Annotated in this window: 11 protein-coding genes; 7 read left to right on the forward strand and 4 right to left on the reverse strand. The window is 70.4% G+C overall.

Going from position 1 to position 14,287, the window contains the following annotated elements:
- Positions 1–20: 20 nt before the first annotated feature.
- Positions 21–1,295, reverse strand: coding sequence for a diaminobutyrate--2-oxoglutarate transaminase (gene ectB, locus PU630_RS05130; protein WP_275279291.1), 1,275 nt, complete (start codon positions 1,293–1,295; stop codon positions 21–23).
- Positions 1,296–1,401: 106 nt separating this feature from the next.
- On the reverse strand, positions 1,402–1,950 hold the full coding sequence (gene ectA / locus PU630_RS05135; RefSeq protein ID WP_275279292.1) for a diaminobutyrate acetyltransferase: 549 nt from the start codon (positions 1,948–1,950) through the stop codon (positions 1,402–1,404).
- Positions 1,951–2,504: 554 nt separating this feature from the next.
- On the opposite strand from ectA, the gene PU630_RS05140 reads away from it, so the two are divergent.
- Positions 2,505–3,878, forward strand: coding sequence for an APC family permease (locus PU630_RS05140; RefSeq protein WP_275279293.1), 1,374 nt, complete (start codon positions 2,505–2,507; stop codon positions 3,876–3,878).
- A gap of 1 nt (position 3,879) precedes the next feature.
- On the opposite strand, the gene PU630_RS05145 is transcribed toward PU630_RS05140, so the two are convergent.
- Complete coding sequence (locus PU630_RS05145) at positions 3,880–5,472, reverse strand: AMP-binding protein (RefSeq protein WP_275280034.1); 1,593 nt, start codon at positions 5,470–5,472, stop codon at positions 3,880–3,882.
- Positions 5,473–5,602: 130 nt separating this feature from the next.
- Complete coding sequence (locus PU630_RS05150) at positions 5,603–6,670, reverse strand: Glu/Leu/Phe/Val dehydrogenase family protein (RefSeq protein ID WP_275279294.1); 1,068 nt, start codon at positions 6,668–6,670, stop codon at positions 5,603–5,605.
- A gap of 284 nt (positions 6,671–6,954) precedes the next feature.
- Here PU630_RS05150 and PU630_RS05155 point away from each other — a divergent pair, with 284 nt between their 5' ends.
- The 6 genes from PU630_RS05155 to PU630_RS05180 all read left to right on the forward strand — a co-directional run bounded on the left by PU630_RS05155 (position 6,955) and on the right by PU630_RS05180 (position 14,283).
- Positions 6,955–7,797, forward strand: coding sequence for a type IV toxin-antitoxin system AbiEi family antitoxin domain-containing protein (locus PU630_RS05155; protein ID WP_275279295.1), 843 nt, complete (start codon positions 6,955–6,957; stop codon positions 7,795–7,797).
- Positions 7,798–7,916: 119 nt separating this feature from the next.
- Positions 7,917–8,393: a YbaK/EbsC family protein gene (locus tag PU630_RS05160; protein WP_275279296.1), complete on the forward strand. Its 477-nt coding sequence runs from the start codon at positions 7,917–7,919 to the stop codon at positions 8,391–8,393.
- A gap of 165 nt (positions 8,394–8,558) precedes the next feature.
- Complete coding sequence (gene hutH, locus PU630_RS05165; protein WP_275279297.1) at positions 8,559–10,094, forward strand: histidine ammonia-lyase; 1,536 nt, start codon at positions 8,559–8,561, stop codon at positions 10,092–10,094.
- Positions 10,094–11,752: a urocanate hydratase gene (hutU, locus tag PU630_RS05170; RefSeq protein WP_275279298.1), complete on the forward strand. Its 1,659-nt coding sequence runs from the start codon at positions 10,094–10,096 to the stop codon at positions 11,750–11,752. Before hutH ends, hutU begins: the two co-directional genes overlap by 1 nt.
- A 3-nt stretch (positions 11,753–11,755) precedes the next feature.
- A complete protein-coding gene (locus PU630_RS05175) occupies positions 11,756–12,973 on the forward strand; it encodes an allantoate amidohydrolase (RefSeq protein WP_275279299.1) in 1,218 nt (405 codons plus the stop codon).
- Positions 12,970–14,283, forward strand: coding sequence for a formimidoylglutamate deiminase (locus tag PU630_RS05180; RefSeq protein WP_275279300.1), 1,314 nt, complete (start codon positions 12,970–12,972; stop codon positions 14,281–14,283). The genes PU630_RS05175 and PU630_RS05180 overlap by 4 nt, the downstream gene beginning before the upstream one ends.
- Positions 14,284–14,287 lie beyond the last annotated feature (4 nt).

The raw sequence follows: 14,287 nt of genomic DNA on the forward strand, positions 1-14,287 counted from the left end.
GTCGTCTCCTGTTCGTTCGGTCAGCGGGCGAGGACGGCGTCGACGCTCGCGTCGATGATGTCCAGGCCCCGGTCGAGTTCGGCGTCGGTGATCGTCAGCGCGGGCAGCAGCTTCATGACCTCGCCCTCGGGGCCGCTCGTCTCCATCAGCAACCCGCGCTCGAAAGCGTCGTGGCACACGGCACCGGCCAGCTCACCGGTCGCGAACTGCAGCCCCCGGGCGAGCCCGCGTCCCTTCGCGACGAGCGAGGCGTCGGGATGCCGCGCCACGATGCCGTTGAACCGGCTCTCGATGCGCGTGCCCTTCGTGATCGTGGACTTCTCGAGCGCGTCGTCGGTCCAATACGTGCGGATCGCCTCGGACGCCGTCGCGAACGCGGGCGAGATGCCGCGGAACGTGCCGTTGTGCTCGCCCGGCTCCCACACGTCGAGCTCGGGCTTGATGAGCGTGAGCGCCATCGGCAGCCCATAGCCGCTGATCGACTTCGACAGGCACACCATGTCGGGCACGATGCCGGCCTCCTCGAAGCTGAAGAAGCCGCCGGTGCGGCCGCATCCCATCTGCACGTCATCGACGATCAGCAGGATGTCGTGCGTCCGGCACAGCTCCGCCAGGCCCCGCAGCCACTCGGCGCGCGCCGCGTTCATGCCGCCCTCGCCCTGCACGGTCTCCACGATCACGGCCGCCGGCTCGTTCAGCCCGCTGCCGCTGTCGGAGAGCAGCCGCTCGAAGTAGAAGAAGTCGGGGTAGCTGTGGTCGAAGTAGTCGTCGTACGGCATCGGCGTGGCATGCACGAGCGGCACGCCTGCGCCGTTGCGCTTGAGCGAGTTGCCGGTCACCGAGAGCGCGCCCAGTGTCATGCCGTGGAAGGCGTTGGTGAAGTTGACGACCGACTCGCGGCCGGTGACCTTGCGCGCGAGCTTCAGCGCGGCCTCGACCGCGTTCGCCCCACCGGGACCGGGAAAGACCAGTCGGTAGTCGAGGTCGCGAGGGGAGAGGATGCTGCGCTCGAACTCCTGCAGAAAGTCGCGACGCGCGCTGGTGAACATGTCGAGAGAGTGCGTCACCCGGTCGTCGGCGATGTAGTCGAGCAGCACCCGCTTCAACCGCGGGTTGTTGTGCCCGTAGTTGAGTGCGCCGGCGCCGGAGAAGAAGTCGAGGTACTCGTCGCCGTCTTCGGTGGTCATCGTACTGCCGACGGCGCGGTCGAACACGACCGGCCACGAGCGGGAATAGCTGCGTACGCGCGACTCGAGACCGGTGAAGATCGTGGTCGCTTCCTCGGTGGTGGGCATGACTGCTCCTCCTGGAACATTGACCCCGCTCATGCGGGGACGACGCGACGCGTCCCTTACGGGGCGCCGCGGCTGAGGACTTCGGCCCCAGACTCGGCGATGTCGGTCAATCTCGCGAAGCGTCGAACTCACCGATGCGGTACAACGGCTCCGCATCGTGACCGTCCGGAAAACCGTCACCCGTGAACAACGGCTCCACGGTCAGCACGGCGCCGTGGCGCCGTGCGAAAGCCTGGAACAGGCGCTGCGACGCCGTGTTGTCGTCGGTGATGGTGGTCTCCACCCAGCGCACGCGCTCGCCCTGGGCCGTTACGACCGCGTCGAGAAGCCGGCCGGCCGCGCCGCGGCCGCGGAGCCGCTCGTCGACCGCCACCTGCCACACGAACAGGCAGTCCGGCTGCTCGGGGCGACGGAACCCGGTGACGTACCCGCCGATCTCGCCGTCCACCTCGAACACGCGCGTGGTGGCGGCGAAGTCGCGCGCCCACAGCAAGTAGGCGTACGACGAGTTCAGATCGAGCGTGCCCGAGTCGCGTGCGATGCGCCACATCGCGGCGCCGTCAGCGGTGCGCGGCGGGCGGATCACCTCGGTGTCAGACCCCGGGTCAGACACACCGGTGGCGTGGTAGTGGGGTGCTTCGACAGACCTCAACATGCCTCCTCCACGCTAACGAAGATGGGCAGCCAACCCAACCCGACGGCGTGTCGCCTGTCCTGACACCGGTCGGGGGGAGCGCGCTATCGTGACGGCGAGGGCTTCGCAGATGACCGGTCCGGCCGACGCGCCGACCTCTCGCCGCAGAGCATCAGCGACGACGCGCAGACGGCACTTGACGGGGTGATGCACTCGTTCGACTGGCTGTTCGCGGTCGCACACGCGGGAACCGTCCCGCCGATGACCGGGCCCCGACACCGATGGACGTTCCGACGACGATTGACGCTCAGGCGTCGCAGGGACCGGATCGGTGCCGCCCAGCGCGCGGTCAGTCGGTGGCCGTCGGGATGATCGGATGGTCGCCGGTGTAGTCGGGCCGCAGCGGCTGATGCCGCTCGTGCGAGCCCTCCGGAACGTACTTCTCGGTCATCGCAAGGCCCTCCTCGTCGACGAGTGGAACTCACTCCTCAGGATAGGCCGGTGCCGGCGGATGGGGCGCGGTTGTGCTTGTCAAGGCCGTAACGCGCGCGAGGATCGCCGGGTACCGTCACGGCATGAGAGACGAGAAGGCTCCCGCATCGCCGCCGGATGCATCGACCGACCGCGGCGAAGCGCCGACCAAACTCCGCCGGGCCATCACCGGCCCGCTGTTGTATGCGTTCATCCTCGGCGATGTGCTCGGCGCCGGCATCTACGCGCTGATGGGCGTGCTCGCCGGCAAGGTGGGTGGACTGCTCTGGGCCCCCCTCATCCTCGCGCTGCTGATGGCGTTGCTCACGGCGGGTTCGTACGCGGAGCTGGTCACGAAGTATCCTCGCGCCGGCGGAGCAGCCGTGTTCGCCGAGCGCGCCTTCCGCAGCCCGCTCGTGTCATTCCTTGTCGGGTTCAGCATGCTCGCCGCGGGCGTGACGAGCGCGGCCGGTCTGTCGATCGCGTTCGCCGGCGACTATTTCCGGACCTTCATCGATCTGCCGACGACGGTCGTGGCGGTGGTGTTCCTCGCGGTCGTCGGCGCTCTTAACGCCCGCGGAATCCGAGAGTCGATGACGGCCAACCTGGTGATGACGGCGATCGAGCTGAGCGGCCTGGTCATCGTCATCGTCGTCGCGGCCGTGGCGCTCGGACGGGGCGGTGGCGAACTCGGCCGCGCCCTCCAGCTTCCCGAAGGCACCGGCGTCGCCGGGGCGGTGCTTGCCGGCGCGATCATCGCGTTCTACTCGTTCGTCGGCTTCGAGACCTCGGCCAACGTCGTAGAGGAGGTGCGGCATCCCACCCGCACGTACCCTCGTGCGCTGTTCGGCGCGCTGCTGACGGCGGGGGTCGTGTACGTGCTCGTCGGGGTCGCCAGCGCCGCCATGCTGCCGGCCCACGAGCTCGGAAAGTCGTCCGGGCCGCTGCTCGCGGTCGTCGCAGCGTCGGGCGTGAACGTGCCGCCGTGGCTGTTCAGTCTCATCGCGCTCATCGCCGTGGCCAACGGCGCACTGCTGACGATGATCATGTCGAGTCGCCTCACGTACGGCATGGCCGAGCAGGGACTGCTTCCGCAGGTGCTCGCCCGCGTTCTGCCGCACCGGCGCACCCCGTGGGTCGCCATCGTGGTGACGACGCTGGTCGCGATGCTGCTCACGCTGGTCGGAGACCTTGCGACCCTGGCCGAGACGGTGGTGCTCCTGCTCCTGATCGTGTTCCTGAGCGCGAATGTCTCCGTCCTCGTGCTGCGGCGCGACAAAGTCGAGCACAAGCACTTCCGAGTGTGGACCTTCGTTCCGTTCCTCGGAATCGCCTCGTGTCTGCTGCTGATGACGCAGCAGCGGCCGGCGGTCTGGCTGTTCGCGGCGATCCTGCTCGCCGTGGGCGCCGTCCTCTATGTCATGGCGCGGTGGGGGCGCTCCCGGGCCGCCCTCCGCGAGAGCGCCCGGGAGCGCTGAATCAGGCCTGCGCCTTCTCGCGGGCGCGCAGATCCTTGCGCAGGATCTTGCCCGCGCTCGACTTCGGAATCGCGTCGATGAACTCGACCCGGCGCACCTTCTTGTACGGGGCGACGCGTTCGGCGACGAAGGACTTCACCTCGTCCTCGGTGAGCTCGACGCCCGCGGCGGGCACGATGAACGCCTTGGGGATCTCCTGCTTCTCGTCGTCGAGGACGCCGATGACCGCGGCATCCGCCACCTTCGGATGACTCAGCAGCAGGGCCTCGAGCTCTGCGGGCGGCACCTGGTAGCCGTGGTACTTGATGAGTTCCTTGACCCGGTCGACCACGGTATACCAGCCGCCTTCGTTGACGGTGGCGACGTCGCCGGTGTGGAAGAAGCCATCGGCATCGATCGCGTTCGCGGTGGCGTCGGGCTTGTTGAGGTAGCCCATCATCACCTGCGGACCCTTGATCCACAGCTCGCCCGGGCGGGTTTCGCCGTCTTCGCCGAACTCGGTGATCTCTTCACCGGTGTCGGGGTCGACGATCTTGCAGATGGTGTTCGGCAGCGGAGTGCCCACCGAGCTGACCGGGATGTCGTCGCGCGTGTACGGCATCGCATGCGTCACCGGACTGGTCTCGGTCAGTCCGTACCCCTGCATCATGCGGGCGTGGATGCGGCGGCCGGCGAGCTCTGCCGTGTCGCCGTCGAGCGGCGCGGCGCCCGAGAACACGCTGTGCACGGTGGAGATGTCGTACTGGTCGACGATCGGGTGCTTGGCCAGGGCCACGGCGATGGGCGGGGCGATGTACAGGTAGGTGCACCCATAGGTCTGGATGTTGCCGAGGAACTCCGGCAGGTCGAACCGCGCCATGGTCACCAGGCTCGCGCGCTGACGCAGAGCGAGGTTCAGCAGCACCGTCATGCCGTAGATGTGGAAGAACGGCAGCACCGCCAGCACACGGTCGGTCTCGCGGAGGTCGATGTTCACACGCGACTGCTCCACGTTGGCGACGAGGTTGCGGTGGCTGAGCATGACGCCCTTGGGAATGCCTGTGGTGCCCGACGAATAGGGGAGCACGGCCAGATGTGTGGCCGGATCGAAGCTCACCGCCGGCGGCGCCTGCTGCTCACCCAGGAGGCCGCGCAGGTCAGGATGCCCCTCCGCGCCGTCGATCACGATGAGATGGTCGTCGGGGATGCCACAGGCCGCGGCCGCCTCGGCGGCGTGGGGGAGCAGCGGACTGACCGTGACGAGCCAGGTGGCGCCGGCATCTTCGATCTGCTTCTGTATCTCGCCCGCCGTGTACAGGGAGTTGAACGTCGTGACCGTGGCGCCGAGGCGCAGGACGCCATGGAACACGGTCGCGAACGCCGGCGTGTTAGGGCACAGCAGCCCGACCACCGTGTCGGTGTCGACGCCGCGGGCGGCCAGAGCCCCCGCGAACGCGTCGATCTGCGCCTTCAGCGCGCCGTAGGTGGTCTCTGCCCCGGAGGTCGGATCGACGAGCGCGACGCGCGCGGCGTCATCAGCCGTCAGATCGCCGAACAGGTAGTCGTAGACGCTGAGGTCGGGAATCTCGACGTCGGGGAACGGGCTGTGGAACACGAGGCTTCTCCCTTGATCTTCGTGCACGCCGGTGCTGGTTCCGGCATCCGGCATCGTCGCCGGGTGGCTCCATCATGCCATGAGGACCGAGTCTCAGCGGACGTGAGACCCGGTCCTCGAGTGCGTGCGCTCAGACCCGTGCTGCCGGTGCGCTCTCCAGGCGCCGTGCGGCGAGCTTCTCGGCGGCGTCCAGGGGCGCCGTGCCGGCCGTCTCCGCCTCGTCGAAGATGTGGCGGAGCGTGTCGCCGATGCCGCTGACGCGCTGCAAGATCTCGTCGCGGGTGCCATGGTGCTTCGCTTCGAGGTCGAGGTAGATCACACCTCCCGCGTTGACGACGAAGTCGGGGGCGTACAGGATGCCGCGGCCGGCCAGACGCGCGGCACCGCTGCGATCGGCGAGAGGGTTGTTCGCCGGCCCGCACACCGCCTTCACCGCAAGGGCGTCGATAGTGTCGTCGTCGAGCACGCCGCCGATGCCGGCGGGCACGAACACATCGCCGGGCACGTGGTGCTCGGTCCCGGGCGTGACCCAGGTTGCACCCAGGCGCGCTGCGAGGTCCTTCTTGGCGGTGTTCACGTCGGTGACGGTGAGCAGCGCGCCCTCGGCCGACAGGCGCTGGGCGAGCCGGCCGCCGACCTGGCCGAGTCCCGAGATCGTGATGCGGCGTTGCGCAACGTCGCTCGATCCGGTGACGCGCTCGAGCGTCGCGCGCAGCGACTCGTACACCCCGAGGCTCGTGGGGCCGGCCGGCTCGCCCTCGCCGCCCGCGGTGTCGGGCAGCCCGACCACGTGCGGGGTGCGCTCCGACACGGTGAGCATGTCTTCGGCCGTCGAACCGACGTCTTCGGCGGTGCGGTACAGGCCTCCGAGCGCCTCGACGGCGTCGCCCAGGTCCAGGAAGGCGGCCCGGCGCCGGTCGTCGTCGAGCGTCTCGCCCGGCGCGAGCCGGAGGACCGACTTGCCGCCGCCGGCGTCGAGGCCGGCCGTGGCGTTCTTCAGGGTCATCGCCGCGGAGAGCCGCAGCGCATCGCCGAGTGCGTCGCTCCACTGGGGGTACGTCCACAGCCGCGCGCCGCCGAGTGCGGAGCCGAGGGCGGATGAGTGCAGGGCGACCGTGATCATGAGGCCGCTGCGCGGACCCGTGATCACCTCCACGCGCTCGTGGGTGAAATCGGGCAGGGGCAGGGTGTGCGTCATTGCGACCTCTTTCGGCTGGCCTTGTGGGCTGTGCTCTGCGGTGCCGGAGTTGTACGGCATCCACCCCCATTGTGCATGGTCTCGCGCGCACGCATCGCGGTGTCTTCTCCATGCTCAACCCGCGCGCGGCGGCATCCTAGACGTCACGAGGCGCACGTGAGCATGTTGAGCGAACGCGATCGTCGCGCCCATCGATTCCTCCCCATCCGGGCCGTGCGCACTAACTGTCCACAGATCGCGGGGTTCACCGTGCCGACCCTCTCTGCCGCGCCAGAATCGAGGCCATGGAGGCGAAGGTCGACACCGGGCCCGCACCCCGGATGGTGCGGACGCAGCACCTCCGTCAACGAGGTGTCACCCACCGCCAGATCGCCGCAGCCGTTGCCGACGGCAGGCTCATCCGCCTTCGCCGTGGCGTCTTCGGCGCGACGGACCTCTCCACTGACTGCGTCGATGCCGCTCGGTGTCTGGGGCGACTTACGTGTGTTTCGGAGTTGCAGCGCAGGAAGGTGTTCGTCCTGCACAGGCCTGATCGTCTGCACCTGCACGTGGCGCCCAGTTCCTCGAGACTGCCTGTCGGGGTGAAGAACCATCGCGTGCACCGCGATGAGCTCAGGCGGACGCCCGTACCTGACTCTCTCAGCGTCGAGTTTTTTGATGCGCTGGTGCATGCGGTCTGCTGCCAGGAGCCGCGGGCGGCGATTGCGTCGATAGATTCGGCATTGCACCATGGACTGTTGCGTACGGACGAGTTGGATGAGCTCTTCGCGGCGTTGCCGCGCCGGTTCCGCCGGCTGCGCCGCCTGCTCGACGGCCGTGCTGAATCGGGTCCTGAGACGTTGTTGCGGCTCATCCTCCGGTCGATCGGCTGTGCTTTCGATGTGCAAGTCCGCATCCGCCGCGTCGGTCGCGTCGATTTCCTCGTGGACGGCTGGTTGATCATCGAATGCGACAGCGAGGAGTTCCACAGCTCGTGGGCGGACCAGAGGCGGGACAGAAGGCGAGACCTCGCGGCCGCGGCACAGGGGTATGCGACGTTCCGGCCCATCGCCGAAGACATCATGTGGCACCCGGACGAGGTGCGCGCGGCCGTCCTCGGACTCCTTGCGCTGCGTCGATCGCGCTGACGGTTCGTTCGACATGGCCAGATCGCGGATCGACCCTCGCTGAGGGTACGTATCGACGCTTGAGCATGTTGACGGCACAGTCTGAGTGGCAACGTCGGGCCCGCCCCTAAGCTGACACCATGCCCGACCCGCTCCCGACCCGCGCGCGCCTCGTGGAGGCCGCGTTGCGCGATGCCGGCATCCCCGGCGAGATCGTCGTCCTGCCCGACTCGGCGGCCACCGCGCCGCTGGCGGCCGCGGCCCTCGGCGTCGAGGTCGGCGCGATCGCGAACAGCCTCGTGTTCTGGTCGGACGACGAGCCGCTTCTGGTCATGACCAGCGGCGCGCACCGCGTCGACACGAAGGCGCTCGCGCACCGGCTGGGACGGCAGAAGATCCAGCGGGCCACGCCCGATCAGGTGCGGGATGCCACGGGCCAGACCATCGGAGGCGTCGCACCGACCGGTCACCCGGCGCCCGTGACCACCGTCGTCGACCGCGATCTGGCATCGTACGACCAGATCTGGGCTGCGGCCGGCACGCCGCACACGGTGTTTCCGCTGACGTTCGCCGAGCTCGTGCACCTGACCCGCGGCACCGTCGAGCGGGTGGACTGAGCCGCCACCGCCGCCGCGTGAGGATGCAGCGAGGCCGCCGAGGAAGCAACCGCTCCCTCGGCCACCGCCTGCGCCCTCTGCACGGCCGGACGCTTGTCTGAGATCACAGACAAAGGATGCCGCAGGAGACTGCCCAGCGACGCCGCCGCGGTGTGGAATCAAGACATGAGCACGACCATCGTCACCGTCGGGGCTGCGCCCCTCACCCCCGCAGAGGTCGTCGCGGTCGCCCGCGACGGCGCGCGCGTCGAGATCGCCCCGGCCGCCTTCGCGCGCGTCGCGGAAAGCCGCGCCCTCATCGAGCGCCGCGCCTCCGACCCGGCCCCGCATTACGGCGTCTCGACCGGATTCGGGGCACTGGCAACCACGTTCATCGCGCCCGAGCGGCGGCGCCAGCTGCAGGCGAGCCTCATCCGCTCGCATGCCGCCGGCACCGGCGCCGAGGTCGAAGGCGAGGTCGTGCGCGCGCTGCAGGTGCTGCGGCTGCAGACGCTGGCCAGCGGCCGCACGGGCGTGCGCGCCGAGGTCGTCATGACCTACGCCGGACTCTTGAATGCCGGCATCGTCCCCATCGTGCGCGAGTACGGCTCCCTCGGCTGCTCAGGCGATCTCGCCCCGCTCGCGCACGTCGCGCTGGCCGCGATGGGCGAGGGCGAGGTGCGTGTCGCGGGAGAGAGAGTGGATGCCGCCGCAGCCCTGGCCGCGGCATCCCTCGCTCCTCTCGTGCTCGAAGAGAAGGAGGGCCTTGCCCTCATCAACGGCACCGACGGCATGCTCGGGATGCTGCTGCTCGCCCTCGCCGATCTCGACGTGCTGTTCGACACCGCCGACATCGCCGCGGCTCTCTCGATCGAGAGCCAGCTGGGCACCGCAGCCGTCTTCGCCGAAGACCTCATGGCGCTGCGCCCGCAAGTCGGGCAGGCGACCAGCGCCGCGCGCCTGCGCGCGCTGCTCGAGCCGTCGCCGATCGTGCAGAGCCATCGGGGGCCCGAGGACGGGCGTGTGCAAGACGCCTACTCGCTTCGCTGCGCGCCCCAGGTGCACGGCGCCGCGCGCGATACCGCCGACCACGCGCGGCTGATCGCCACCCGCGAGCTGCAGGCCGTCGTCGACAACCCGGTCGTTACGCTCGACGGGCGCATCGAGTCGAACGGCAACTTCCACGGGGCACCGGTCGCGTATGTGCTCGATTTCCTCGCGATCGCTGTGGCCGACATCGCCAGCATCTCCGAGCGGCGCACCGACCGAGCGCTCGACGTCGCGCGCAACCGCGAGCTGCCGCCGTTCCTCGCCGACGAGGCCGGCGTCGACTCGGGCCTGATGATCGCGCAGTATGCGGCCGCCGGGATCGTGTCCGAGCTCAAGCGCCTGGCCGTGCCCGCCTCGGTCGACTCGATCCCGTCGTCGGCCATGCAGGAGGACCACGTCTCAATGGGCTGGTCGGCGGCCCGAAAACTGCGCCGCGCTATCGACGGCCTGGCGCGGGTGCTTGCGGTCGAGGTCATCACCGGCAGCCGGGCCCTCGACCTGCGCGCGCCGCTGCAGCCGGGACCCGGAACCGGCGCCGTGCGCGATCTGCTGCGCCAGGAGGGCGTCGCCGGCCCCGGACACGACCGGTTCGTGAGCCCCGACATCGAGACCGCGACCGAACTGGTGATCAGCGGCGCCGTGCGCGCCGCCGCATTCGAAGGAGGCAAGTGATGCAGGGAGCACGAGAGGTGCGGGCGCCGCGCGGCGCCGAGCGCACCGCGAAGAGCTGGGGCGCCGAAGCCGCCAAGCGCATGCTCATGAACAACCTCGACCCCGAAGTGGCCGAGCACCCCGACGACCTCGTCGTCTACGGCGGCAGCGGCCGTGCGGCGCGCAGCTGGGAGGCGTTCGATGCAATAGTGCGCACGCTCGACGAGCTCGAGCCCGACGAGACGCTGCTCGTGCAGTCGGGCAAGCCGGTCGGCGTGTTCCGCACGCACGAGTGGGCGCCGCGGGTGCTCATCGCCAACGCGAACCTCGTCGGCGACTGGGCGACGTGGCCCGAGTTCCGCCGGCTCGAGGCGCTGGGCCTGACGATGTACGGGCAGATGACCGCGGGCTCGTGGATCTACATCGGCACGCAGGGCATTCTGCAGGGTACATACGAGACGTTCGCCGCGGTCGCCCGCGTGCTCGGCCGCGACTCGCTGGCCGGCACGCTGACGCTGACCGCCGGCTGCGGTGGCATGGGCGGTGCGCAGCCGCTCGCCGTCACCATGAACGAGGGCACCGTGCTCATCGTCGACGTCGACGAGTCGCGGCTGGCACGCCGCGTCGCGCACGGCTATCTCGACGAGTACACGACCGACCTCGACGCGGCCATCGCACGCGTGGTCGCCGCCAAAGACGCCGGCGAGGCGCTCTCGGTCGGCGTCGTCGGCAACGCGGCCGAGGTCTTTCCGGAGCTTCTGGCCCGAGGCATCCCGATCGACATCGTCACCGACCAGACGAGCGCGCACGATCCGCTCGCGTACCTGCCGACGGGCGTTGCGTTCGACGAGTGGAGGGAGGCCGCAGCCGCCGACCCCGAGGGCTTCACGCACCGGGCGCGCGCATCGATGGCCGCGCACGTGGGTGCGATGGTCGGATTCTTGGATGCCGGAGCCGCCGTGTTCGACTACGGCAACTCGATCCGCGCCGAGGCGGAGCTCGGCGGCTGCGAGCGGGCGTTCGCGTTTCCCGGATTCGTGCCGGCCTACATCCGCCCGCAGTTCCAAGAGGGGCGTGGCCCGTTCCGCTGGGCGGCGCTGTCGGGCGATCCCGAAGACATCTACAAGACCGACCGGGCGATCGCCGAGCTCTTCCCCGACGACAAGCCGCTGCACCGCTGGCTCGACAAGGCGGCGGACAAGGTGCATTTCGAGGGGCTGCCGGCCCGCATCTGCTGGCTCGGATACAAGGAACGACACCTGGCGGGGCTGAAGTTCAACGAGATGGTCGCCTCCGGCGAGCTTTCGGCGCCCATCGTGATCGGCCGCGACCACCTCGACTCGGGCTCGGTCGCCTCGCCGTATCGCGAGACGGAGTCGATGAAGGACGGATCTGACGCCATCGCCGACTGGCCGCTGCTGAACGCGCTGCTGAACACGTCGTCGGGCGCGTCGTGGGTGTCTATCCACCACGGCGGCGGCGTGGGCATCGGCCGCTCGATCCACGCCGGGCAGGTCACCGTTGCCGACGGCTCGGCGCTGGCCGCCGAGAAGCTCGAGCGCGTGCTCACCAACGATCCCGGTTCGGGCGTCATGCGGCACGTCGATGCGGGCTACGCGCACGCGCGCGACGTAGCCCTTCAGCGGGGCCTGAAGATTCCGATGCTGCCGGAGGGCTGACCGGTGACCGTCACGGCGCGCCTCGCCGAGATCGCCGAGCTGGGCCGCGACGCCGAGCGCGGCGGCTACTCACGGCACCTGTTCGATGCGGCCGACGCGCCGCTGCGCGACTGGTTCCGGCGCAGTGCTTCGGCCCTCGGGCTGGCGGTCGAGGAGGACGGCGACGCCAACCTCTGGGCGTGGTGGGGCGAGGCCGGTTCCGGGGTCGTGGCCACCGGCAGCCACATCGACTCGGTGCCCGGCGGTGGCGCCTACGATGGGCCGCTCGGCATCGCCGCGGCGTTCGAGGCCGTGGCGCAGCTGCAGGCGGAGGGATTCACGCCCGCGCGGCCGGTGGCGGTGTGCGCGTTCGCCGAGGAAGAGGGGTCGCGGTTCGGCCTGCCGTGTCTGGGCACGCGGCTGCTGACCGGTGCGACTGATGCGGCGACGGCCCTGGAGAGGGTGGATGCCGCGGGCACGACCCTCGCCGACGCGTGGCGCGCCTCAGGGCGCGACGTGGCCGCTGTCGGCGCCGACCCCGAGCGCATTGCGCGGCTGGCGGCCTTCGTCGAGCTGCACGTCGAACAGGGACGCGATCTCGAGGATCGTGGCATCCCGATCTCAACGGCCTCGGCGATCATCCCGCACGGCCGGTGGCGGCTGGAGGTCACAGGTTCGGGCAACCACGCCGGCACGACGACCATGGACCAGCGTGCCGACCCGGTCGTGGCCGCCGCCCGCGTCGTGCTCGCAGTACAGCAGGAGGCGCTATCGCGCCCGCCCGCACGCGGCACTATCGGCAAGGTGCAGGTCATTCCCGGCGGCACGAACGTCATAGCCTCGCGCGTCGTCGCCTGGCTCGACCTGCGCGCCGACCGCGACGACGACGTGCGCGCGCTGTTCGAGGCCGTGCTCGCCGCGGCGCGTGAGGGTGTCGAGGCCGAAGGGTGCACGCTCGACGTGCACGAGGAGTCGTTCACCGCGCGCGTCGATTTCGACGCCGCGGTGACGGCACGGGTCGCCGCGGCCCTGCGGCCGGAGTTCGGCGAGGTGCCGGCGATTCCCACCGGGGCGGGGCACGATGCCGGCATCCTCGCGGCACACGTGCCGACCGCGATGCTGTTCGTGCGCAACCCCACCGGTGTCTCGCACGCGCCCGGCGAGAGCGCCCGCGACGAGGACTGCGAGGCAGGGGCGACGGCGCTCGCCGCGGCCCTGCGCGAACTGGCGGGTGGGGCATGACCGCGCGGTTCGTCGTGCACGCCCGTGCGGCTTTGATCGACGGGGCTTTCGCCACCGACGTGCGCATCGCCGCGCGCGACGGTGTCATCGCTGAGATCACGGCCGGCGTGCCGGAGCAGCCCGGTGAGTTGTCGCTCGATGTCGTGGTACCAGGCTTCGTCAACGCGCACTCGCATGCATTCCACCGGCTCCTGCGTGGACGCACACACGATCGGGGCGGCGACTTCTGGGTCTGGCGCGAGCGGATGTACCACGAGGCCGCGGCGCTGACGCCCGCGTCGTACCGCGCGCTCGCCGAGCAGGTTTTCCGGGAGATGCGGGACGCCGGCTACACCGCCGTCGGCGAGTTCCACTACGTGCATCATCAGCCCGACGGCACGCCGTACCCCGACCACGCGATGGAGCGGGCGCTCGCCGACGCCGCCGTGGCCGTCGGCATCCGGCTCGTGCTGCTGGACACCTGCTACCTGCGCGGGGGAGTGGGCGAGCCGCTGACCGACCGGCAGCGGCGGTTCGGCGATGCCGACGCGCACGCGTGGCTCGACCGCTGGCATGCCCTGCGTGAGGCGCTCACCGGGGGTCTTGTGACCGTGGGTGCCGCCGTGCACTCCGTGCGCGCGGTGACGCCCGCCGACCTCGCGGTGATCGGACGCGAACTGCCCGCCGACGTGCCGCTGCACGTGCACGTCTCGGAGCAGGTCGCCGAGAACGACGCCTGTCGCGAGGCCTACGGGGTGACGCCGACGCGGCTGCTGGCCGAGCACGGCCTTCTGCGCGCGACGACGGCCACCGTACACGCGACGCACCTGACCGCCGACGACATCGCGCTGCTGGGATCGGCCGGCGCGTCGGTCGTGATGTGCCCGACGACCGAGGCCGACCTCGGCGACGGCATCGGGCCCGCGCCCGAGCTGCGCGACGCCGGGGTGACGCTCGCGATCGGGTCGGACCAGCACGCCGTCATCGACCCGTTCGAAGAGGTCGCGCGCCTCGAGCTCGACCAGCGGCTGTGCGCCCAGCGGCGCGGCGTGTTCACCCCCGCGCAGCTGTGGCACGCGGGCTCGGCCGGCGGCGCCCGGGCGCTCGGGCTCGGCGGTGCGGCGGTGCGCGGGCTCGGGTCAGAGACGCCGTCGGGCGCGCCCGGGTCGGCGCCGGGGCTGCGCGTCGGCGACCCGTTCGATGCCGTGGCGGTGGATGCCGCGACCGCCCGCACCCGCGGCGCCGACCTCTTGCAGCTGCCGCTCGTGGCCCGCGCGGCGGACGTCGTCGCGACCATCGTCGGCGGTACCGTGACGCGAAGGACGACATGACTCG

It is taken from the genome of Microbacterium horticulturae (assembly GCF_029094505.1).
Classification (GTDB): Bacteria; Actinomycetota; Actinomycetes; order Actinomycetales; family Microbacteriaceae; genus Microbacterium; species Microbacterium horticulturae.